Origin of the sequence: Arthrobacter sp. 49Tsu3.1M3 (genome assembly GCF_900168135.1) — a bacterium.
Classification (GTDB): Bacteria; Actinomycetota; Actinomycetes; order Actinomycetales; family Micrococcaceae; genus Arthrobacter.
The window spans coordinates 78,062-100,469 of record NZ_FUZD01000015.1; the positions used below are offsets into that span (position 1 = coordinate 78,062).

The window sequence follows — 22,408 nt, forward strand, 5'->3', positions numbered from 1 at the left end:
CAGAAGCCGCTCAAAATATGCCGGCCAGGGAGTGGCATCGGGCCTGCCGGAGCCGGGTGGCTACCGATCGCAGGATCGAGCCTCCACGCGAAGGGGCGGGGGCGGAAAACCCGCGCGGCGAACCACGCGAGGAATCCACTCCCCGCCCCTACGTCAGCTACTTGTCGTTATCGGACTTCGCACCAAGCGTCGTCTTCTGCACCTGCATGAGGAACTCGACGTTGCTCTGGGTCTCCCGGATCTTGTTGGTCAGCAGCTCAAGGCTCTGCTGCGTTTCGAGCCCGGAAAGGACGCGGCGCAGCTTCCACATGATCTTGACTTCCTCGGGGGAAAGCAGGTTTTCCTCACGGCGCGTACCGGACGCGTTGACGTCCACGGCCGGGAAGATGCGCTTGTCCGCGAGCTGACGGGACAGGCGCAGTTCCATGTTGCCGGTGCCCTTGAACTCTTCGAAGATGACTTCGTCCATCTTGGAACCGGTCTCGACGAGCGCGGTAGCCAGGATGGTCAGCGAGCCACCGTTCTCGATGTTGCGGGCTGCACCGAAGAAGCGTTTCGGCGGGTACAGCGCTGCGGAATCCACACCACCGGACAGGATGCGGCCGGAGGCCGGGGCTGCCAGGTTGTAGGCACGGCCCAGGCGGGTCATGGAGTCCAGGAGCACCACGACGTCCATGCCCATTTCCACGAGGCGCTTGGCGCGCTCGATGGAGAGCTCGGCCACGGTGGTGTGGTCGTCGGCGGGACGGTCGAAGGTGGAGGCGATGACCTCACCCTTGACGGTGCGCTGCATGTCCGTGACTTCTTCGGGACGTTCGTCAACGAGCACCATCATGAGGTGGACCTCAGGATTGTTGGTGGTGATGGCGTTGGCGATGGACTGCAGGATGAGCGTCTTGCCGGCCTTCGGCGGCGAAACGATCAGGCCGCGCTGGCCCTTGCCGATCGGGGCCACGAGGTCGATGACGCGCGGGCCGATCTTCTTCGGGTCCGTCTCGAGGCGCAGGCGCTCGGAGGGGTACAGCGGGACGAGCTTCGCAAATTCGACGCGGTCCTTGAGTTCTTCCGGCGTCTTGCCGTTCACCGAGGTGACACGGACCAGGGCGTTGAACTTCTGGCGGGCGGACTGCTGGCTGCGGTCCTCGCCTTCGCGCGGTGCACGGATGGCGCCGACGACGGCGTCGCCCTTGCGCAGGTTGTACTTCTTGACCTGGGCGAGCGAGACGTAAACGTCGTTCGGGCCCGGCAGGTAACCGGACGTGCGGATGAACGCGTAGTTCTCGAGCACGTCGAGGATACCGGCGACCGGCAGCAGGACATCGTCCTCGGTGACCTCGACGTCGTCGACGTCGGGTCCCTGCTGACGCCCGCGGCGGCGGTCGTTGCGGTCGCGGAAGCGGTCGTTGCGGGAGGAGTTGTCACGGCTGTCCTGCTGGCCCTGGCGGTCACCGCGGTCGTTGCGGTCACGGCGGTTGCGGCGGTTCCGGCGGCTTCCGCCGTCAGAATCATCGCTTTCGCGGGTGTTCTCGCGGGTGCTCTCGCGGGTGCCGGCCGAGTCGTCGCGGCCGCCACGGGTGCGGGTGTCGCGGCGCTGGCCGTCTTCGCTGCCGGGCTCACGCTGTTCGGTGCGCTGATCGCGCTGTTCACGCTGTTCGGTGCGCTGATCGCGCTGTTCCGTACGCTGATCGCGCTGTTCGGCGGCGGGCTGCTCGGCCTGGGCCTCGACGGCGTTCTGGCCGGCGTCCGTGGCCTGGGCTGCGGCTTCGCCGCGGCGGCGGTTGCGGGTGCGCGGCTGCCTCGTGCGGTCGCCGGATTCCGTTCCGGAAACGGCGGCGCCGGATTCTGCGGTGGCGGATTCCCGGGCGCCGGACTCGGTGGAAACCGCGGGGGCTTCAGCCGGGGCGGCGGCGGGTGCCTCAACGGCGGGAGCCGTGACGACTCCGTCGCTGCCTGCACGGCGGCTGCGGCCACGGCGGGCGCGGGGGCTTTCCTGAGCGGTGTTTTCCCTTGCCAGGGACTCGTCATCGGCGGCGGGCGCAGCTGCCGGGGCCGCTGCGTGGGAAACAGTGCCGTTGTCGCTCGCCTTTTCGGCAGCGCGGGCCGGAGCCTTGCTTACCGGGGTGCCTGCGCGGTGGGCGGAAATGGCCGTGACCAGATCACCCTTGCGCATGCGGGAACCGCCGGAAATCCCCAGTTGGCTGGCGAGGGCCTGGAGCTGGGCGAGCTTAAGGCCTGCAAGGCCGCTGCTCTTGGCGGGTGCTGCCGTTGATTCGGCAGCAGAAGATGTATCCACAGCCGGAGACAGCTCAGTGGTTTCGGTCACGAAGGATCCTTCCCCCTCGACGGCGTCCAGGCTAAGAGCTGGACGCGGTGATTTGATCTGGGCTGCAGTTCAGATCTGCAGCCGGGATTTCGGCCTTGCCGGATGGATATCGGCCAGCAGGGCCGGATATTGCTTCACCATGCACGATCCGAGAAATGAGGAACGGCGGGCTGAGTTTCAGGGGGCAGATCAATTCTGCTGATTCCTGCGTCAGACCGAAAGCAGGTGGCACCGGAAAATATTGCGCAGTGAAAGATGAGAGAGGCTACGTGGCCAACATCGCGGTCTTACAACGGTTACTAAATTTACCGCCTGCGTATTTACCGCCGGTGCACTTCCACTTTAGCACCTTCAACGTCCACGGCCAGCTTCATCACGCGCCAGCCCACTTCCGGCGTGTTGCCCGCGGTGTGGGCGCCGATGAAGTCCACGACCTCACGGGCTTCCGCTTCGCCGTTGGCCAGGACCAGCACGGTGGGTCCGGCGCCGGATACGACGGCGGCGTGCCCTGCCCGGCGCAGCGCGCCGATCAGTTCCGCGCTGGGCCGCATGGCCTGGGCGCGATAGCTCTGGTGCAGGTAGTCCTCGGTGCCGGGCAGCAGGAATTCCGGGTTCGTGGTCAGGGCATGGATCAGCAGGGCCGCGCGGCCGGAGTTCATGGCCGCGGCATGGTGGCCCACCGAGGCGGGCAAAAGGGCCCGGGCGGCCTCAGTGGAGAGCTCGTAGTCGGGCACGGCGACCACCGGGATCACCGAGGCGGCCACGGACGCGCACGTGCTGCTGTACTGGTCACTGTCCTGCCATGACAGCGCCAATCCGCCGAAAATGGCGGGTGCAACGTTGTCCGGGTGGCCTTCCATTTCGCTTGTGAGCTGCAGGATCCAGTCGCGGCCGCGCCGTGAGGCCTCCGGGACCAGGGCATTGGCGGCGCTGACGGCCGCCACCACGGCCGAGGCCGAGGAGCCCAGGCCCCGTCCGTGGGGGTTGACGTTGTCCGCCGTGATCCGCAGGCCTTCGTGCCGGAACCCAAGGCGGTGCAGGGCTTCGGTCAGGGCCTTCACCACCAGGTGCGTCGCATCGCGGGGCAGCGACTCGGCACCCTCGCCGCTGAGCTCGAATTCAAGTTCACCGCTGGCCAGGGTCTCCACGGTCAGCGTGTCATGCAGCGAGAGGGCCAGGCCAAGGCTGTCGTACCCGGGGCCCAGGTTGGCGCTCGTGGCCGGGACACGCACGGTGACCAGCTGGCCCGCCGGAACGGCCGGGGAGCCGGCAGCTGATTCGGCCGGGACGGTGAGGGTTGTCTCCAACGTTATTTTTCTTCCAGTCCCAGTGCTGCGGCGACGGTAACGACGTCGTTTGAGACCTTGACCGGCTGCACGTCGCTGCCGTCCTCGGTGCGCAGGGCCCACTGCGGGTCCTTGAGGCCGTGACCGGTCACCGTGATCACGATCGTCTTGCCTGCCGGCACTTCCCCGGCCGCGTGCTTCTTGATCAGCCCGGCGACGCCGGCAGCGGAGCCTGGCTCCACGAAAACACCTTCCCGGGCGGAGAGCCACCGGTGCGCGGACAGGATTTCCTCGTCCGTGACGGCCTCGATCACGCCGCCGGATTCATCCCGGGCCGCCACCGCGGTGTCCCAGGAGGCCGGGTTGCCGATCCGGATGGCGGTGGCAATGGTGTCGGGCTCGGTGATCGGGTGGCCGGCCACGAAGGGCGCCGCCCCTGCGGCCTGGAAGCCCCACATAACGGGCGTCTTGGTGGACACGGCGGGCAGCGACCCGGCGGTGGGCGACTCAAACGCCGCAGCGTATTCCTTGTAGCCCTTCCAGTACGCGCTGATGTTGCCGGCGTTGCCCACCGGGAGCACGTGGAAGTCGGGGGCGTCGCCGAGCGAATCCACCACTTCGAAAGCACCGGTCTTCTGGCCTTCGATCCGGGCCGGGTTGACGGAGTTGACCAGGAACACCGGGTAGGACTCGCCGAGCTTGCGGGCGATGTCGAGGCAGTCGTCGAAGTTGCCGTCCACCTGCAGCAGCGTGGCTCCGTGCGCGACTGCCTGGCTGAGCTTGCCCATGGAGATCTTGCCCTCCGGGACCAGCACCGCGCACTGCAGCCCGGCCGCCGTCGCGTAGGCCGCGGCGGAGGCGGAGGTGTTGCCGGTGGAGGCGCAGACCACGGCCTTGGCGCCGGCCGCCACGGCTGCCGTCATGGCCATGGTCATGCCGCGGTCCTTGAAGGAACCGGTCGGGTTCATGCCTTCGACCTTGAGGTAGACGGTGCTGCCGGTCAGCTCGGAGAGGTGGCGGGCGTGCACGAGCGGGGTGCCGCCCTCGCCCAGGCTGATGACCTTGGTCGCTTCCGTGACAGGAAGACGGTCGGCGTATTCGCGGATGACACCGCGCCATTGGTGAGCCACTTAGACTCCTTCTACCCGGAGTACGGATGTGACGGAATTGATGACGTCCAGGCGCCTGACGGCCTCGACGGTTGCTGCAAGTGCGGCTTCGCGTGCACGGTGTGTCACGATCCGCAGCTCGGCCGACTCCACGTTGGAATCGGCGTCGCGGTGGATGGTCTGCCGCATGATTTCGATGGACACGCCGTGCTCGGCGAAGAGCTGCGCGATCCTGGCCAGGACGCCGGGCTGGTCCGCGACGTCGAGTCCGATGTAGTAGCTGGTGACGGCCGCGTCGATGGGCAGCGCCGGCACGTGCCCGGTGGTGGTTTCGGTGCGGCCGGGGCCGCCCAGGACGATGCGGCGGGCCGCGGAAACGAGGTCGCCCAGCACGGCGGAGGCCGTCGGGGTGCCGCCGGCACCCTGGCCGTAGAACATGAGTTCACCGGCGTTCTCGGCTTCGATGAAGACTGCGTTGAAGGCACCACGGACAGCGGCGAGGGGGTGCTCACGGGGCAGGAGCGTGGGGTGGACACGGACCGAGACGCCGGTTTTGCCGTCCTCGTCTACCAGTTTTTCGGCAATGGCCAGCAGCTTGATGACAAAGCCGGCTTCCTTGGCGGCGGCGATGTCAGCCGCGGTGACCGACGTGATGCCCTCGCACGAGACGTCTTCCAGTGCGAACCGCGTGTGGAAGGACAGTGAGGCGAGGATCGCGGCCTTGGCGGCGGCGTCGTGGCCTTCGATGTCGGCCGTGGGGTCGGCTTCCGCGTAGCCCAGGCGCTGGGCCTCGGCCAGCGCATCGGCGAACTGCGCGCCGGTGGAGTCCATCTGGTCGAGGATGAAGTTGGTGGTGCCGTTGACAATCCCGAGCACCCGGGTGATCCGGTCGCCGGACAGGCTGTCACGGATGGGCCGCAGGATGGGGATGGCGCCGGCCACGGCGGCCTCGTAGGACAGCTGCACCCCGGCCTTGTCCGCTTCCTCGTACAGTGTGGGGCCGTCCTGGGCCAGGAGTGCCTTGTTGCCGCTGACAACACAGGCACCGTGCCGCATGGCGGTCAGGATCAGGGTCCGGGCCGGCTCAATGCCGCCCATGAGTTCGATGACGACGTCGGCGTCCTTGACGAGGACTTCGGCGTCAGTGGTGAACAGCTCCTGCGGCAGCTTGACGTCGCGCTCGGCATCGAGGTTGCGCACCGCGATGCCCTGCAGTTCGAGGCGGGCGCCCGTGCGCGCGGCGAGGGCGTCGGCGTCGTCAATGAGAATCCGCGCAACCTGGGCCCCAACGTTGCCACAGCCCAGGAGGGCCACTTTCAGGGTTCGCAATTCAGACATTCAGACTCCCATGTCGCGGTTGAGCAAATCTTCTTCGGTTTCCCCGCGGACAATGAGCCGGGCAGATCCGTCGCTGACAGCGATAACGCCCGGCCGGGCCAGATAGTTGTAGTTGCTTGACAGGGCCCAGCAGTAGGCGCCGGTCCCCGGTACAGCAAGCAGATCACCGGCTGCCACGTCCTCGGGCAGATATACATCTCTAACAACTATGTCGCCGCTCTCGCAATGTTTGCCCACCACTCGGGACAGCTGCGGCGCCGCGTCGGAGCTCCGCGAGGCGAGAATCGCCGAATAATCCGCGTCGTACAGCACCGGCCGGGGGTTGTCGCTCATCCCGCCGTCCACCGACACATAGCGGCGGGGGTGCGTAACGTCCCCGGCTCCGTCGTGGCCTGCCGCGGCACCAGCAGCGGCCGGGGCATCCACCCGGACGGTCTTGAGCGTGCCGACCTCATACAGCGTAAAGGTGGTGCTTCCGACGATCGCGCGGCCCGGTTCGATCGAAATCCGGGGGGCGGTTATGCCCAGGGCAGCGCATTTGGAACGGACGACGGCGGCCATCGCCTGCGCGATTTCGGCGGCCGGGCGCGGGGTGTCCACGGGGGTGTAGGCGATGCCGTAACCGCCGCCGAGGTCAAGCTCGGGCAGCACGATGGAGTACTTCGACTGCATCGCTGCCAGGAAGTCCAGCAGCCTTTCGGCGGCGAGGGCGAAGCCGTCCGGTTCGAAGATCTGCGAGCCGATGTGGCAGTGCAGGCCCAGCAGTTCGATGCTGGCGTGTCCGGTGGCCGCGGCCACGGCTTCCTCTGCGGCGGACAGTCCGGCCTGGTCCGTGGAGTCCCCGGCCATGGACAGGCCGAATTTCTGGTCCTCGTGGGCCGTGGCGATGAATTCGTGGGTGTGGGCGTGCACTCCGGGGGTCAGCCGCAGCATCACCCTGGCGGTGTCGCCCCGGTTGGCGGCGATCGCCGCGACGCGTTCGAGCTCGTCGAGGCTGTCCACCACGATCCGTCCCAGCTGCATGTCCAGCGCCCGGTGGATTTCGCCGTCGGACTTGTTGTTCCCGTGCAGGGCGACGTCGGCGCCGGGGATGCCGGCGCGGAAGGCCACGGCGAGTTCGCCGCCGGACGCCGTGTCCAGGCGCAGCCCCTCTTCCTCGACCCAGCGGACCACGGAGGTGCAGAGGAAAGACTTGCCGGCGTAGTAGACGTCCACTCCCCCGCAAATATCGGCGAAGGCGTCGTTGAAGGCGTCGCTGAACGCCCGGGCCCGGGCCCGGAAGTCGGTCTCGCTCAGCACGAACAGCGGCGTGCCGTACTGGCGCTGCAGTTCACTGACCGTCAGCCCCTCGATGGTGAGCTCGCCGTCGTCGTTGCGCGCGACGCCGCCCGCCCACAGCGGTTCGTGGAGGGCATTGAGGTCGGCGGGGACCTCGAGCCAGTCCGGCGCGAGCGGGGACTGTCCTGACTTTGCGGTCATGGCGGTTACATCCGTTCCGGCGCCGAGACGCCCAGCAGTTCCAGTCCATTGGCCAGCACCTGGCTGGTGGCGTCGTTGAGCCACAGCCTGGTGCGGTTGGTGTCGGTGATGGGTTCCTCGCCCTGCGGCGCCACGCGGCAGGCGTCGTACCAGCGGTGGTAGGCGCCGGCGATCACTTCGAGGTGGCGGGCCACGCGGTGCGGCTCGCGCAGCTCGGCGGCCTTGGCCACGATCGAGGGATAGCTGCCCAGGTGCGAGAGCAGCTCGTTTTCGGTGGGGTGGTCCAGCAGGGCGGCGTTGAAGCTGTCTTTTCCGTCCACACGGCGCTCCACCCCGGCGGCCACAGCGTTGCGGGCCGCGCCGCGGGAGCGGGCGTGGGCGTACTGGACGTAGAACACCGGGTTTTCGTTGCTGTGCTTCTTCAGGAGCTCCGGGTCCAGCGTCAGCGGCGAATCGGCGGGGAACCGGGCCAGCGAGTACCGGACGGCGTCCTTGCCGAGCCAGGAGATGAGGTCCTTGAGCTCGATGATGTTGCCGGCGCGCTTGGACAGCTTGGCGCCGTTGACGGAGACCAGCTGGCCGATCAGGACCTCGATGTTGACCTCGGGGTCGTCCCCGGCGGCCGCCGCGATGGCCTTGAGCCGGTTGATGTAGCCGTGGTGGTCGGCGCCGAGGAGGTAGATCTTCTCGGTGTAGCCGCGGTCCTTCTTGGACAAATAGTAGGCGGCGTCGGCGGCGAAGTACGTGGGCTCGCCGTTTGCGCGGACCAGCACGCGATCCTTGTCATCGCCGAAGTCGGTGGTGCGCAGCCAGACCGCGCCGCCGTCGTCGAACACGTGGCCCTGTTCGCGCAGGCGGGCGACGGCGTCCTCGATCGCGCCGGCATCGTGGAGCTCCTGCTCGGAGAAGAAGACATCGAAGTCGACGCCAAACTCGGCCAGCGTCTGCTTGATGTCGTGCATCTGCGCCTTGTAGGCGGCGCCCCGGATCACCGGCAGGGCCGCCACTTCGGTGAGTTCGCGGATGTCCGGGTGTTCGGTGAGCACCTCGTGGCCGAGGTCCGCGATGTACTGGCCCGGGTAGCCGCCCTGAGGCACGTCGCGGCCATGCAGCCTCGCGAACACGGAGTTCGCGAACACGTTCATCTGGGAACCGGCGTCGTTGATGTAGTACTCGGCAGTGACGTCGGCACCGGAGGCCCGCAGGACGCGGGCGATCGCGTCGCCGAGGGCGGCCCAGCGGGTGTGGCCGATGTGCAGCGGGCCGGTGGGGTTGGCCGAGACGAATTCCATATTGACCACGTGCCCGGCGAGCGCGGTGTTGGTGCCGTAGGCCGCACCGGCCTCGACGATCGCCTTGGCGAGGGCACCGGCGGCAGCGGCGTCCACGGTGATGTTCAGGAAGCCGGGGCCGGCGATGTCCACCGCGGATACGCCGTCGATCGTTTTGAGCCGGGCGCTCAGGACGGACGCGAACTCCCGCGGGTTGGTGCCCGCCGTTTTGGCCAGCTGGAGGGCGACGTTGGTAGCCCAGTCCCCGTGGTCCCTGTTCTTGGGGCGCTCCACGCGCACCTCGTCCGGAATGTCGGCCGCGGAGAGGGCTATGTCACCGGCGGCGACGGCGTCCTTCAGGCAGGCGGATATGGCGAGGGAGAGTTCTTCTGGGGTCACACTTCTAGCCTACCGGTGGGCCCGGAGTGTGGCGGAATCTGACGCCCGGCATGACGGCGGGGCCGGCTCAAGGGGTACCCAAGGTCATCAACGCCTCGCGCCCAGGGTGAACCGTTACCCTAAATTCAACGTCTGCAACCCCGTCATGCCTTTCCCTTGTTCGCTGTCCGATCCCCGCAAAGAATCGAGTCCCGCATGAATACCGCCTTCCGCAAAAGCGTCCTCGTCGGCATTGCCGGCCTCTCCGTGGCCGGAACAGCGGCTGGCTGCGCCCCCTCTGCCCAGGCCCCGGCCGCACAGGGCGCGCCCCCGGCATCCGAGTCCGCTGCCGGTACCGGGTCCTACAAGGACGGCACGTACAGCGCCGACGGGAACTACACCTCCCCCAACGGCACTGAGACCGTGGGCGTGGAGCTGACCCTGGCCGGCGGTGCCGTGTCCGACGTGAAGATCACGCAGCACCCCTCGAATCCGAACACCCGAAAGTTCCAGGGCGAGTTCGCCGGCGGCATCCAGTCCCAGGTTGTTGGCAAGAAGCTCGACGAGATTAAGGTTTCCAAAGTGGCCGGATCCTCGCTGACCAGCGGCGGCTTCAACCAGGCGGTGGCGAAGATCAAGTCACAGGCCCAATAGCCCGACAGGGGAACGACAAGGGAACAGAGGACTCGTGGCGCATCCGGGCTGGACGCACTTCAGCTTTGACGGGATCGGGACCCGCTGGGAGATTTCCACGCCGTCCCGGCTCTCCGCCGAGCTCCGCCGCGGCCTGCTCGCCACGGTGGAGGAGTACGACGCCGTGTGGTCCCGGTTTCGCCCCGATTCGCTCATTGCCGACGCAGCCCGGGCGCCTGGCCGCATCGAACTGCCCGCCGAAGGGGCCGCCCTGGGCGAGCTGTACGGCACCCTGTACCGGCTCACCGAGGGTGCCATGACCCCGCTCATCGGCGGGAGCCTGGAACGCCTTGGCTACGACGCCACCTATACCCTGCGCCCGGGCGGTGCGCCGCTTCCCGCGCCCCGGTGGGAGGATGCGCTGGACTGGCAGGGCACCGCGCTGGCAACAACGGTTCCGGTGGTGATCGACGTCGGCGCGGCCGGAAAGGGGCAGCTGGCCGATCTGCTCTCCGTCAAGCTCCGGGACGGCGGCTGCGCCCGGCATTTCATCGATGCCAGCGGGGACCTGCTGAATCCGGGAGCGGATCCAGTGGTGGTTGCCCTAGAGCACCCCTACGATCCCACCCGGGCAATCGGCACCGTTCAGCTGGGGGCCGCCGCCCTGTGCGCTTCCGCCGCCAACCGGCGCGCCTGGGGCGACGGGTTCCATCATGTCCTGGACGGCACCACGGGAGCTCCGGTGCGTACCGTTGTCGCCAGCTGGGCCATGGCCGGGACAGCTATGGTGGCCGATGCGCTGGCCACTGCGTTGTTCTTTGTCGACGGTCTGCGGCTGGAGCAGGAGTTCGATTGCGCCTGGCTCACGGTTTATGCGGACGGGCGCGCGGAATATTCAGCCGACTTCGAAGGGGCCCTGTTCTCATGACTGCCATCACCACCACCGCCCTCGGCTCGAGGCTGGACACCGCCTTGGGCCGGCTCACGATGTACCGGCTGGTGCTGTGGGTCCTGGCCGTCCTGGCCGGCTACAGCCTGCTGCTCAATGTGCTGGGCTGGCTGACGTTCGGGCTGCCGGAAATGCTGGCCCACCTGGCCCTGTGCCTTGGCCTGACGTACGCCTCCAGCCAGGGGCTGGCCGGGCTGTTCCATGTGCGGGCGCACACGGAATCCTCACTCATCACCGGCCTGCTGCTGTACTTCCTTTTCTGGCCCAGCCAGCTGACCCAGGGCCTCCAGCTGGCGGAGATCGCCGGCGTCGCCCTGGCCTGCGTCCTGGCCTCGGCCTCGAAGTATGCGCTGGCCTGGCGCGGCCGGCACATCTTCAATCCGGCCGCGGCCGGTGCTTTCCTGGCCGGGCTGACCGGGCTCAACATTGCCACCTGGTGGGCCGCGACGCCGGCCATGCTCTGGCTTGTGCTGCCAGGGGTGCTGCTGGTGCTCTACCGGACCCGGAAGTTCGCCATGGCCGCCGTCTTTACCGTGGTTGCCGTGTCCATCGTCGCCGCGGATCTGCTCCGGGCCGGGATGGATCTCCCCGAGGCCCTGTGGCAGACGCTCGCGCAGCGGCCGGTGCTGTTCTTCGTCGGGTTCATGCTCACCGAGCCGCTCACCCTGCCCCCGCGGCGCTGGCAGCAACTGGCACTGGCCGCCGTCGTCGGGGCGCTGTTTGCCGTCCCCTACAACCTGGGGTTTGTGGCCAACTCCCCCGAGCTGGCGCTGCTCGCGGGCAACGTGCTTGCCTTCGCCGTCGGGCAGCGGGGCGGGGTCCGGTTGACGTTCGTCGCGAGCCGTCCCCTGACGCCCACGACGACGGAATTCAGCTTCCGCCCGGAACGTCCGGTGCGCTTCGCGCCCGGACAGGCCCTGGAGCTGCACCTGCCCCCGGACACGGCCGGCGACACTCGTGCCGCCAGGGGCAATGGGAAGGGTGATGGCAACGGAATCCGGCGGGTGTTCAGCCTGACCAGCGCACCCGGAGCATCCCTGCTGACAATCGGGGTGGGGACGGCCGAGCCGGTGTCCTCAGCCAAGCGCTCGCTGCTGGCCCTGGCACCCGGCGCGGGGCTCACCGCCACCACGGTGAGCGGCGACTTCCTCCTGCCCCGGGACCCGGCCACCCCGGTGCTGCTCGTCGCGGCCGGAATCGGGATCACCCCGTACGTGGCCCAACTGGCCGGGGCGTCGGCCGGAAACCCGGCCGGGGACCGCGACGTTGTCCTGCTGTACCTGGCCAAAAGTGCCGCCGAACTGGGCTATGCCGAGGAGCTCCAGCGCTCGGAGGCGCGCGTCGTGGCCCGGCTGGCCGACGGTTCGGCGCCGCCGGCCTTCATGGAGGACGCAGGCGCCAGGAGGATTGACGCGGCGGCCCTCAAGGACCTGGTGCCGGACATCGGCGGCCGGGAAGTCTTCATCTCCGGCTCGCCCGCCAGTGTGCGTTCGCTGCGGGCCGCGGCGCGTGGCGCGGGCGCCCGCCGGGTGCACGTGGACTTCTTCGCCGGCTACTGACGGGCTGGCCATTCGCGGGACTTGCCACGCATTTGCTGCCCCCTTATGAGCGCTCTGGACTTCCAATGTGTGCCGATTTTCCGTTGGAGGCCACCTTCCTGCTAAGCTCTAGGACGTCCCGCCGGTAACGGCAGGAACCCTGACTGCCCTCGTAGCTCAGGGGATAGAGCGTCTGCCTCCGGAGCAGAAGGTCGTAGGTTCGAATCCTATCGAGGGCACAAAACACCGGCATCGCCGGCAATCCCCCGCTGTTTCATTGAAACGGCGGGGTTTTTTGTGCCCGGAATGCCGCCAAAAGACCGCGGAAATCCAGCGGCTTTGCCCCTGCCGATTGTCGGTGCTCCCTCGTAGGCTGTTTTCATCGGTGGCCGGCTACCCTGCCGGCTCCGAAGCGTGAAGGGGGTCTCAAGTGTTCTTCTCAACTGTGTACTGTTCCATCGTTCCGCCCTACTTGCTCCGCCGGCTGGCCGCACAGCGCGAGCCGGAGCTCTCCAGGGCTGCCCGCGCGGCAAAGGAAGCCCTGCAACACGTCCCGGGCTTCCAGGCCTCCCGTGCAGTGCCCGGGCCCGGCAGCCGTCCGGGCCTGCGGGAACTGAAGCCCTCCCCGCCGGAACGGACGGTCTACGACGCCAAGTCCACGGAGAAGCTGCCTGGCAGCGTGGTCCGCAAAGAAGGCGAACCGCCCACCGGCGATCCCGCGGCCGATGAGGCCTATGACGGGCTGGGGCACACCCACCGCCTCTACGCCGAGGCCTTCGGACGCAATTCGATCGACGGAAAAGGCCTGCACCTCGATGCCACGGTCCACTACGGCCGCCTGTACGACAACGCGTTTTGGGACGGCCAGCAGATGGTCTTCGGCGACGGTGACGGCCAGGTCTTCGGGCGGTTCACGAAATCCTTGAGCGTCATTGGCCACGAGCTCACCCACGGCGTGACCCAGTACTCGGCCGGGCTGGTCTACCGCAACCAGGCCGGCGCCCTGAACGAATCGATGTCCGATGTCTTCGGGGCCCTCGTTGAGCAGTATGTGCGGAAGCAGTCGACGGCGGAGGCCAGCTGGCTGATCGGCGAAGGCCTCTTCACCGACCAGGTGCAGGGCGCCGCCCTGCGTTCCATGAAGGCTCCGGGAACGGCATACGACGACGACGTGCTCGGCAAGGACCCGCAGCCGGACTCGATGGACGGCTACGTGCGCACAAGCGCGGACAACGGCGGCGTGCACATCAACTCCGGCATCCCCAACCGCGCGTTCTGCCTGGTGGCCACGGCCCTCGGCGGCAATGCCTGGGAAGCACCGGCACAGATCTGGTACGAGACCCTGACGGGGGGCACACTGTCCCCCACGGCCACGTTCGGTGCCTTCGCCAAGGCCACTGCCGCTTCTGCCAAGGAGCTTTTCGGCGCGGATTCCAAGGAACATGACGCCGTGCGCTCCGCGTGGGAAACTGTGAAGGTCAAGCTCCCGGGAGCCCGACGATAAGCCCAGGCCCCTGCAGATCCGCGTCCAATGAAGGTCCGAGTCCGATGAAGATAACTGTCCAGCGCAGTGGCGGCGTGGCCGGAATGAAAAGGACGTGGACCGTCCGGCCCGAGCCGCCCGAGGACACCGACCGGTGGCAGCCGCTCATTGAGGCCTGCCCATGGGACGACGTTACCGGGACCAGCGGGACATCCGGCCAGCCGGACAGGTTCATGTACAGCATCCGGGCCGATCAACGGCGGGCGGTCCTGCCCGAGCGTGAACTGACGGGCCCGTGGCGCGACCTCGTCGAATGCGCACGGGCCGCGGCCGAGGAAGCGGCGCCGCCGGGCTTTGGCTAGCCGCTGCCGGTTATGCCGTGGCCAGGTGCCCGCGGAACGTGCGCCGGTAGGACTGCGGGCTGGTGTCCAGCGCCTTCGTAAAGTGGTGCCGCAACAGAACCGAGTGTCCGAAGCCGGATTCCCTCGCGATTTCGTCGATATTGAGCTCCGTGGTCTCCAGCAGCTCCTGGGCGCGGAGCACCCGCTGGGAATTGAGCCAGGCCGCCGGGGTGGCCCCCGTTTCCGCACGGAAGCGCCGCGCGAATGTCCGCGGCGACATATGGACCCGGGCCGCCAGTTCGTTGACCGCGTGTTCCTCGTCCAGGTGCCGGACCATCCACTGCAGCAGCTGCTCCATGGGTTCCGAGCCGCACTGCGGAATGGGCCGGTCGATGTATTGGGCCTGGCCGCCGTCCCGGTGCGGCGGGACCACCATGTCCCGGGCGATGGCGGCGGCCACCTTGGCGCCGAACTCAACGCGGACCAGGTGCAGGCAGGCATCGATCCCCGCGGCCGTGCCGGCACTCGTGATGATCCGTCCGTCTTCGACGTAGAGGACATTTTCATCCACCAGCACGGCCGGGTACCGGCTGGCCAGTTCCTGGGAGTAATGCCAGTGCGTGGTGCATCGGCGGCCATCGAGCAGGCCTGCCCGGGCCAGGGCAAAGGCGCCGGAACAGATGGACATCACCCAGGCGCCCCGGGCATGGGCCGCCCGCAAGGCCTCCAGGACGGATTCGGGAACGTCCTCGTCCCGGCCGTACGGCGCCATCACCACCAGGTCGGCGTCCGCAGTTGCTTCCAGCCCGAGACCGACGTGCATGGACAGGCCGGACTTGAGCGGGACGTCGCCCGGCTCGGGTGCGCAGACGCGGAAATCGAACGCGGGCACGCCGTTTCCGCGGTCCGAGCGGTCGATGCCGAAGACCTCGAAAGCCGTCGCGAACTCGAAGATCGAGAAGTTGGGAACCACGATCATTGCCACTGATTTGATCATGATTCAAGTGTGGCAGAAATTATAGCTTTTTGGGCATTTCTGCCACTTTTTTTAGTTCCCTGACCGGAGAACCATAGAGGTATGGAACTCCTCGGAATCGCCGTCATCGTCCTGATCATCGCCGGCCTCGCAGCCACCATCTCCGCCCTGCGGAAGGACGGCCTCGGTCACACCCCGCCCGTCCGCTCGGAAGAGTACTGGATGGCCCGGGACCTGCCGAGCGTCAACTACACCCTGCGGATCTTCTAACTCCGCGCACGCCATTTGGGCCCGGCTCATCAAGCCGGGCCCTCACTTTGCGCCGGGCCCGACGCAGGAACGGAACAGCCCCGCTGCAGCGGCCGGACCGGATATCCGCCGCCGCCACCCCAGCGGACAGTCCACCCCAGTAGACTGTCTCCAGCCATGACATTGCATATTTCCTACCCCGCCGAGCTGCCGGTCTCCGAGCGCCGCGAAGATCTTATGGCCGCCATCGCGGCCAACCAGGTGACCATCATCGCCGGCGAGACCGGCTCGGGTAAGACCACCCAGATCCCCAAAATGTGCCTGGAGCTCGGCCTGGGCGAGAACGGGCTGATCGGCCACACCCAGCCCCGCCGGCTCGCGGCCCGCACCGTGGCCGAGCGCATCGCGGAGGAACTCGGCGTCGAAATCGGCCAGGAAGTCGGTTTCCAGGTCCGCTTCACCGGCGAGGTCAGCCGGTCCACCAAGGTCAAGCTCATGACCGACGGCATCCTGCTGGCGGAGATCCAGCGCGACAGGCTGCTGCGCAAGTACAACGCCATCATCATTGACGAGGCGCACGAACGCAGCCTCAACATCGACTTCATCCTCGGCTACCTCAAGCGCATCCTGCCGCAGCGCCCGGACCTGAAGATCATCATCACCTCGGCCACCATCGATCCGGAGCGCTTCGCCAAGCACTTCGGCACCGACGAGGAGCCCTCCCCCATCATCGAGGTGTCGGGCCGGACCTTCCCGGTGGAAATCCGCTACCGGCCGCTTTCCCAGCCCGCCGGCGGCGCCGAAGATGGAGACGGAGCCGGGGAAGGCGCGGCCTCGGACGACGAACTCGAAGAGGACCGCGACCCGCTCGATGCGGTGTGCGACGCCGTCGACGAACTCGCAAACGAGGCGCCGGGCGACATCCTGATCTTCTTCTCCGGCGAGCGCGAAATCCGCGACGCGGCGGAGGCCCTCAACGCCCGTATCCAGTCCACCCGGCGCCTGGCCGGCACGGAAGTCCTTCCCCTCTTCGCCCGGTTGAGCCTGCAGGAGCAGCACAAGGTCTTCCACCCGGGCAGCAAGCGCCGGATCGTGCTTGCCACCAACGTCGCCGAAACCTCGCTGACGGTCCCCGGCATCAAGTACGTGATCGACACCGGCACGGCCCGGATCTCGCGCTACTCGCACCGGACCAAGGTCCAGCGCCTGCCGATTGAGCGCGTCTCCCAGGCCTCGGCCAACCAGCGCTCGGGCCGTTGCGGCCGCGTCTCGGACGGCATCGCGATCCGGCTGTACTCCGAGGAGGACTTCGAGTCGCGGCCTCTCTTCACGGACCCGGAGATCCTGCGCACCAACCTCGCGGCCGTCATCCTGCAGATGACCGCCATGGGCGTGGCCCGCGGACCCAAGGATGTGGAGAACTTCCCGTTCGTCGAGCCGCCGGATTCGCGCGCCATCAACGACGGCGTCAGCCTCCTGCGCGAGCTCGGCGCCCTCAGCGCCGCCCGGGTCCAGGAAACAGCGGACGACGGCGACGGCCGTACTGGCCGCCGTCCCGCGGGAGCCGCCGGTGCGGCTGCCGGAAGAAACGGCGGCGGCAGGAACGGCGGCGGGCTCACCGCCGTCGGGCAGCAGCTGGCGCAATTGCCGGTGGACCCGAGGCTCGGCCGGATGATCGTGGAGTCCGGTAAGCGCGGCTGCGTCCGGGAAGTCATGATCCTGGCCGCCGCGCTGACCATCCAGGACCCGCGCGAGCGTCCGACGGATAAGCAGCAGCTCGCCGCGGAGAAGCACGCCCGCTTCCGGGACGAGAACTCGGACTTCACTGGCTACCTGAACCTGTGGAACTACCTGCAGGAGAAACAGCAGGAACTGTCCTCCACGGCGTTCCGCCGGCTCTGCCGCAGTGAGTTCATCAACTACCTGCGGGTCAGGGAGTGGCAGGACCTGTTCGCCCAGCTCCGCCAGCTGGCCCGGCCGCTGGGCATCAGCCTGGACAACAAGCGCCTGGCCGATCCGGTCGGCAACCACGACGGCATCCACATCAGCCTCCTCTCGGGGCTGCTGAGCCATATCGGCATCCTCGACGAGCGCAAGCGCGAGTACGCCGGTGCCCGCGGCAGCCGCTTCGCGATTTTCCCGGGGTCTGCGCTGTTCAAGAAGTCACCCACATTCGTGATGGCCGCCGAGCTCGTGGAGACGAGCCGGCTCTGGGCCCGCGTCGCGGCGAAGTTCGATCCGCTCTGGGCCGAACAGGTGGCCCCCGACCTAATCAAGCGCAGCTACAGCGAGCCGCACTGGTCCAAGAAGATGGGCGCGGTGATGGCCCACGAAAAGGTCACGCTGTACGGCGTGCCCATCATCCCGAGCCGGCGGATCAACTACGGCAAGGTTGATCCGGAGCTCTGCCGCGAGCTCTTCATTCGCCATGCCCTGGTTGAAGGCGACTGGCAGACCCACCACAAGTTCTTCCACCGCAACCGCGCGCTGCTGCACGAAGTCGAGGAGCTCGAGGCCCGGATGCGGCGCCGCGACATCCTGGTGGACGACGAGACACTGTTCGAGTTCTACGACGCCCGGATCGGCGCGGAGGTCGTCTCGGAGCGGCACTTCGACAAGTGGTGGAAGGACGCACGGCAGCAGGATCCCACGCTGCTCGACTTCGACCAGTCCCTGCTGATCAGCGAGGACGCCGCTGCCCTGGACGACTCGGCCTATCCCAAGACCTTGTTGCACAAGGGCTTCGAGCTGCCGCTGAGCTACGAGTTCCACCCTGTGGCGCCCGGTTCGCCGCCAAATCCGTCCGACGGCGTCACCGCCGAGGTCCCGGTGCTGTTCCTGAACCAGCTCGACGACGCCGCATTCCGCTGGCTGATCCCCGGGCAGCGCGTGGAACTCGTCACGGCGCTCATCAAGTCGCTGCCCAAGCAGATCCGCAAGAACTTCGTTCCTGCCCCGGATGTGGCCCGCCAGGCCGTCGCGGCGCTGGAAGCGGACTTCGATCCCGCCACGGACGAACTAGAACCGTCGCTGGAACTGGTGCTGCGCCGGATCCGCGGACAGATCATTCCACCGGGCTCCTGGAACTGGGACGCCGTGCCGTCGCATTTGCGCGTCAGCTTCCGCGTGGTGGATTCCCGCGGCAAGGTGCTGGATGAAGGCAAGGACCTGAACGCGCTGCAGGAGCGGCTGGCCCCGGCCACCCGCCGGGCAATCGCGGAATCCCTCGGTGCCACGCCGGGCACCACGGCACCCCAATCCAAGGGAAATGGCACGGCGAAGGCGAAAGCCGGCGAGAACGGCAAGGACGGCGCGCGTTCAGCACGGTCCGGCACGTCCCCGTCGGCCGCCCTGGCCGCTGCCGCAGCCGCGGCCCCGGGCGGGTTCACCGAAATGTCCGGGCTCAAGGACTGGACCTTCGGAACCGTCCAGCGCCAGGTCCAGGGAACGGTTGGCGGGCACACCGTCACCGGCTATCCGGCCCTGGTGGACGAGGGAACGTCCGTGGCGCTGCGGCTGTTCCAGACGCCGTCGGAACAGCAGGAAGCCATGCGCGGCGGGGTCATCCGGCTCCTGGCCCTGAAAGTGCCGCCGCCGGACCGCTATGTCCTGGAGCACCTGAACAACACCGAGAAACTGACGTTCAGCCAAAACCCGCATGGTTCCGTGGCCGCGCTGATCGCCGACTGCGCCCTGGCCGCTATCGACAAACTCACGCCGGCCCCGCTGCCGTGGGACGAGGGATCGTTCAAAGCGCTCTACGAGAGCGTCCGGGCGGAGTTGATCGACACCGTCTTCACCGTCACCGCCGTCGTCGAACGCATCCTGGCCAGCACCCGCCGGATCGAAAAACAGCTCAAGGGCACGACAAGCCTGGCCCTGATCAGCGCGCTCAACGACGTCAAGAGCCAGCTCGAGCAGCTGGTGTATCCGGGTTTCGTGGCACGCACGGGCTACGCCCAGCTCAGCCAGCTGCCCCGCTACCTCGCGGCGATTGAAAAGCGGCTCGAGAAGCTGCCGGGCAACGTCCAGCGGGACGCCCAGCACATGGCCGCTGTCCAGGCGCTGGAGGACGATTACGACGACGCCGTCTCGGCGCTGCTGCCCGGGCGGCGGGCCGGCGCGGAGTTAACCCACGTGCGCTGGATGATCGAGGAACTGCGGGTGAGCCTCTTCGCCGTCGAACTCGGGACCGCCTATTCGGTGTCCGAAAAGCGTATCCGGGCCGCGCTTAACAAAGTGCTGGCGCCGGCGTAGACCCCTGGGGGTGCTGCGCCGGCGCCAGAACTGGCGGCCGGGAGTGTCCGGGCTGTCCCCGGCGTCTCTGGAGCTAGGCGGCCGGGACGTGCTCGGCGTGGCCGGCCGTGCGGAGGCCTTCGCGGAGCTTCTCCGCGTTGGCGTCCAGCCTGGCCGGATCCGGGTGGTGGTCCGCCGAGCCGAAATCAAAGTCCGCCATTGAGTTCGATGGCCACACGTGGACGTGCATGTGGTTGATTTCGTAGCCGGCCACGATCAGCCCGGCCCGGGCGGCGTCGAACACCTCCACCTGGACGGCGCCGATCTTGCGGGCAACCTCCATGACCCGGCCGAGGACCTCGGGCGAGGCGTCCGTCCAGCGGTCCACTTCCTCGGTGGGCACCACAAGGGTGTGGCCGTCGGCCAGCGGGCCCATGGTCAGGAACGCCACGACGTCGTCCTCGCGCCAGACGAACCGGCCCGGGATCTCGCCGTTGATGATTTTGGTGAAGAGAGTGCTCATGCGTCCGCCTTTTCTGCCGGGGACCCCAGGGTACTGACGTCCAGGACAAACCGGTACTTTACGTCGCCTGCCACCATGCGGTCGTAGGCTTCGTTGAGCTGGCCTGCGCCGACCACCTCAACGTCGGACACCACGCCGTGTTCGGCGCAGAAGTCCAGCATCTCCTGGGTTTCGGCGATGCCGCCGATCAGCGAACCCGCGTAGGCGATCCGGCGCCGGATCAGCGCCCCGGGGTTGACGGGCGGCATCGCTTCGGCGGGCAGGCCCAGCTGGAACAGCACGCCGTCCAGGCCCAGCGTGCGGAAGTAGGGGTTGAGGTCGTGCGGTGCGGCGACGGTGTCGATGATGACGTCGATGCTGCGGTTCGCGGCTTCCATCGCGGCCGGGTCTGTGGAGAGGATGACGTCGTCGGCGCCCAGCTCGCGCGCTGCGGCGAACTTGTTCTCCGACGTCGTGAAGACCTTGACCTCGGCGCCCATGGCCTTGGCGATCTTGACGGCCATATGGCCGAGGCCGCCCAGTCCGACGACGCCGACGACGTCGCCTTCCTCGACCTCGAAGTGGTTCAGGGGCGAATACGTGGTGATGCCGGCGCACAGCAGGGGCGCCGCCGCGGCGGGATCCAGGCTCTCCGGGACCCGCACGACGTAGTTGCGGTCCACCACGATCGACGTCGCATACCCGCCCTGGGTGATGGCGCCGTCGTTGCGGGCATCCTTCGCCCCGTAGGTTCCCACCGCGGCGTTTTCGCAGTACTGCTCGAGGCCGTCCAGGCAGCTCTCGCACTCGCGGCAGGAGTCCACGATGCAGCCGACGCCGACGCGCTCACCCACCGTAAAGTCGTCGACGGCGGAACCGAGCCGGGTGACCCGGCCGACGATCTCGTGGCCCGGGATCAACGGGTAGGTGTCGCCGCCCCATTCGCCCCGGGTGGCGTGCACGTCAGAGTGGCACAGTCCGCAGAATTCGACGGCGATCTCGACGTCGTCCGCCTTCGGGGCCCGTCGGGAAACCGTCAAGGGAACAAGTCCGCTGTCCGGTGAGGTGGCACCGTACGCAGCAGCGAGTGTGGGGCCGTCGCTCTGCGCGGCGCTGTCCGCGGTGGCGGATTTGGTTTCTGTGGTGTCCAAATCCGGCAGCGGCTTGGCAAGGGGCGGGGGTACGGGACGTCCAGGTGTCATACGTTGACGCTACCCCCGGTCCCGGCATCTGTTCCACTTTGGGGTGGCTCGCTGCACTGCTGGCCCCGCCGATTTCTCACCAACACCTATACCCACAGCGAGTGTAAGCAGGGGAAAGACGCGACTCCGACATCGTCTCGCGACGCCGACAGAATCGATGCGGGATTTCTGGTGTCGCAGCGGGTTGCTGCTACCGCTGATGTGGCCGCTTACAAGGCCTTTTTCCTCCACCTCTGGTTGTGCCTTTTAATGTCAGACCCCCGGAGTTAAGTGGAACTATGGACGGCAATAAGAGGCCCGAAGTGGCTTCATCCGTAGCAGGGCGGGGTGGCGATGATTTCCAGGACCTGCTCGCGTTCTGCGCCCGCACGCTCCGGGACATTCGTCAGGCCGAGGATCGAGCCGGAATCATCGAACAGTACCGGCGACTCGACGAGTTGAAGTCTGCGATCGACACGTTGCTGACGCGCCTTCGGCTCGACGTTATCTTGGGCAGCGTTCCGGGAGTTACGGCCGAACCCGGAATCTCCCCCCTGGTCTCCGAAGCGGTCGAGCGGCTGCGGACGGCCATAAGTGTCATAGCCCGCAGGGACACTTGACTCATGGAAGGCAATCAGGGGTCCGATGTGGTTCCGGCAGACTGGGCACCGGCAATGACTGCGGCGGTCGCTGACTTGGCCACGCTCCTGGCCGGCCTCCCTGCCCCTGACAGCGCCGCTGCACTGATCGATGAGATCCGGGAACTCGAAGACCTGAAATCCGCCATGGCAGCCCGGCAGGCACGGCACGCCGTCGCACTGGATCTGTCCCAGCGCCGCGCCCAGGCCGCCGCCGGGGTGCCCGCGGAGAAGCTCGGCGCCGGGGTCGGCGCGCAGATCACCCTGGCCCGGCGCGAATCCCCCGCCAGAGGCGGCCGGCTCCTCGGCCTGGCCAAAGCCCTCGTGACCGAAATGCCCCACACCCTCACCGCCCTGCAGACCGGGCAGCTCAACGAATGGCGCGCCACCCTGCTCGTGCGCGAAACCTCCTGCCTGGCCGCCGCCGACCGGGCCGCCGTCGACGCCGAACTCGCCGCCGACACCGGGACGTTCGCCGGGGCCGGTGACCGGTCCCTG

General features: G+C 67.7%; 17 protein-coding genes, 1 tRNA gene and 1 pseudogene. 10 read left to right on the forward strand and 9 right to left on the reverse strand.

Translation table 11 applies throughout. From position 1 onward, the window contains the following. Positions 1-157: 157 nt before the first annotated feature. From rho to argS, 6 genes are all read right to left on the reverse strand, one after another. A complete protein-coding gene (gene rho, locus B5X90_RS15235) occupies positions 158-2,323 on the reverse strand; it encodes a transcription termination factor Rho (protein WP_079554480.1) in 2,166 nt (721 codons plus the stop codon). 320 nt (positions 2,324-2,643) lie between these two features. Continuing rightward, on the reverse strand, positions 2,644-3,630 hold the full coding sequence (thrB, locus tag B5X90_RS15240; protein ID WP_079554482.1) for a homoserine kinase: 987 nt from the start codon (positions 3,628-3,630) through the stop codon (positions 2,644-2,646). A gap of 2 nt (positions 3,631-3,632) precedes the next feature. After that, entirely contained in the window at positions 3,633-4,739 is a 1,107-nt protein-coding gene (gene thrC, locus B5X90_RS15245; protein ID WP_028276075.1) for a threonine synthase, read from the reverse strand. Continuing rightward, the gene (locus B5X90_RS15250; RefSeq protein WP_079554485.1) at positions 4,740-6,056 is read right to left on the reverse strand and encodes a homoserine dehydrogenase; all 1,317 of its coding nucleotides are present in this window, start codon (positions 6,054-6,056) and stop codon (positions 4,740-4,742) included. It lies immediately after the preceding gene. Further along, positions 6,057-7,535 carry a diaminopimelate decarboxylase gene (gene lysA / locus B5X90_RS15255; RefSeq protein ID WP_079554487.1) on the reverse strand — a complete coding sequence of 493 codons (1,479 nt, stop codon included), beginning with the start codon at positions 7,533-7,535 and terminating at the stop codon, positions 6,057-6,059. Between the two features lie 5 nt (positions 7,536-7,540). Then, positions 7,541-9,205: an arginine--tRNA ligase gene (argS, locus tag B5X90_RS15260; RefSeq protein ID WP_079554489.1), complete on the reverse strand. Its 1,665-nt coding sequence runs from the start codon at positions 9,203-9,205 to the stop codon at positions 7,541-7,543. Positions 9,206-9,400: 195 nt separating this feature from the next. Here argS and B5X90_RS15265 point away from each other — a divergent pair, with 195 nt between their 5' ends. The 6 genes from B5X90_RS15265 (at position 9,401) to B5X90_RS15290 (ending at position 14,149) form a co-directional block, all read left to right on the forward strand. Then, positions 9,401-9,838: an FMN-binding protein gene (locus B5X90_RS15265; protein ID WP_018775690.1), complete on the forward strand. Its 438-nt coding sequence runs from the start codon at positions 9,401-9,403 to the stop codon at positions 9,836-9,838. 34 nt (positions 9,839-9,872) lie between these two features. Further along, positions 9,873-10,745 (forward strand): FAD:protein FMN transferase, encoded by an 873-nt coding sequence (locus B5X90_RS15270; RefSeq protein WP_079554491.1) that lies wholly within the window; start codon positions 9,873-9,875, stop codon positions 10,743-10,745. Then, positions 10,742-12,325, forward strand: coding sequence for an FAD-dependent oxidoreductase (locus B5X90_RS15275; RefSeq protein ID WP_079554493.1), 1,584 nt, complete (start codon positions 10,742-10,744; stop codon positions 12,323-12,325). Before B5X90_RS15270 ends, B5X90_RS15275 begins: the two co-directional genes overlap by 4 nt. Positions 12,326-12,470: 145 nt before the next feature. Continuing rightward, positions 12,471-12,543 (forward strand) — tRNA-Arg (locus B5X90_RS15280). A 191-nt stretch (positions 12,544-12,734) separates the two neighbouring features. After that, complete coding sequence (locus B5X90_RS15285) at positions 12,735-13,808, forward strand: M4 family metallopeptidase (protein WP_179129160.1); 1,074 nt, start codon at positions 12,735-12,737, stop codon at positions 13,806-13,808. Positions 13,809-13,852: 44 nt separating this feature from the next. Next, on the forward strand, positions 13,853-14,149 hold the full coding sequence (locus B5X90_RS15290; protein ID WP_079554495.1) for a protealysin inhibitor emfourin: 297 nt from the start codon (positions 13,853-13,855) through the stop codon (positions 14,147-14,149). Between the two features lie 10 nt (positions 14,150-14,159). Here the strand turns inward: B5X90_RS15290 and B5X90_RS15295 are convergent, their stop codons facing one another. Beyond that, complete coding sequence (locus B5X90_RS15295) at positions 14,160-15,125, reverse strand: GlxA family transcriptional regulator (RefSeq protein WP_079554497.1); 966 nt, start codon at positions 15,123-15,125, stop codon at positions 14,160-14,162. Positions 15,126-15,206: 81 nt separating this feature from the next. On the opposite strand from B5X90_RS15295, the gene B5X90_RS21290 reads away from it, so the two are divergent. Together B5X90_RS21290 and hrpA are read left to right on the forward strand one after the other, a co-directional pair. Next, on the forward strand, positions 15,207-15,374 hold the full coding sequence (locus tag B5X90_RS21290; protein ID WP_018775683.1) for a hypothetical protein: 168 nt from the start codon (positions 15,207-15,209) through the stop codon (positions 15,372-15,374). A 156-nt stretch (positions 15,375-15,530) separates the two neighbouring features. Continuing rightward, entirely contained in the window at positions 15,531-19,610 is a 4,080-nt protein-coding gene (hrpA, locus tag B5X90_RS15300) for an ATP-dependent RNA helicase HrpA (protein WP_079554499.1), read from the forward strand. A 73-nt stretch (positions 19,611-19,683) separates the two neighbouring features. Here the strand turns inward: hrpA and B5X90_RS15305 are convergent, their stop codons facing one another. After that, positions 19,684-20,112, reverse strand: coding sequence for an HIT family protein (locus B5X90_RS15305; RefSeq protein WP_079554502.1), 429 nt, complete (start codon positions 20,110-20,112; stop codon positions 19,684-19,686). Then, complete coding sequence (locus tag B5X90_RS15310; protein WP_079554504.1) at positions 20,109-21,293, reverse strand: NAD(P)-dependent alcohol dehydrogenase; 1,185 nt, start codon at positions 21,291-21,293, stop codon at positions 20,109-20,111. Before B5X90_RS15310 ends, B5X90_RS15305 begins: the two co-directional genes overlap by 4 nt. 302 nt (positions 21,294-21,595) lie before the next feature. Here B5X90_RS15310 and B5X90_RS15315 point away from each other — a divergent pair, with 302 nt between their 5' ends. Both B5X90_RS15315 and B5X90_RS15320 read left to right on the forward strand, forming a co-directional pair. Next, positions 21,596-21,892, forward strand: coding sequence for a hypothetical protein (locus B5X90_RS15315; RefSeq protein ID WP_143264777.1), 297 nt, complete (start codon positions 21,596-21,598; stop codon positions 21,890-21,892). Between the two features lie 54 nt (positions 21,893-21,946). Next, positions 21,947-22,408 (forward strand): annotated as a pseudogene (locus B5X90_RS15320) (HNH endonuclease); the annotation flags it as partial.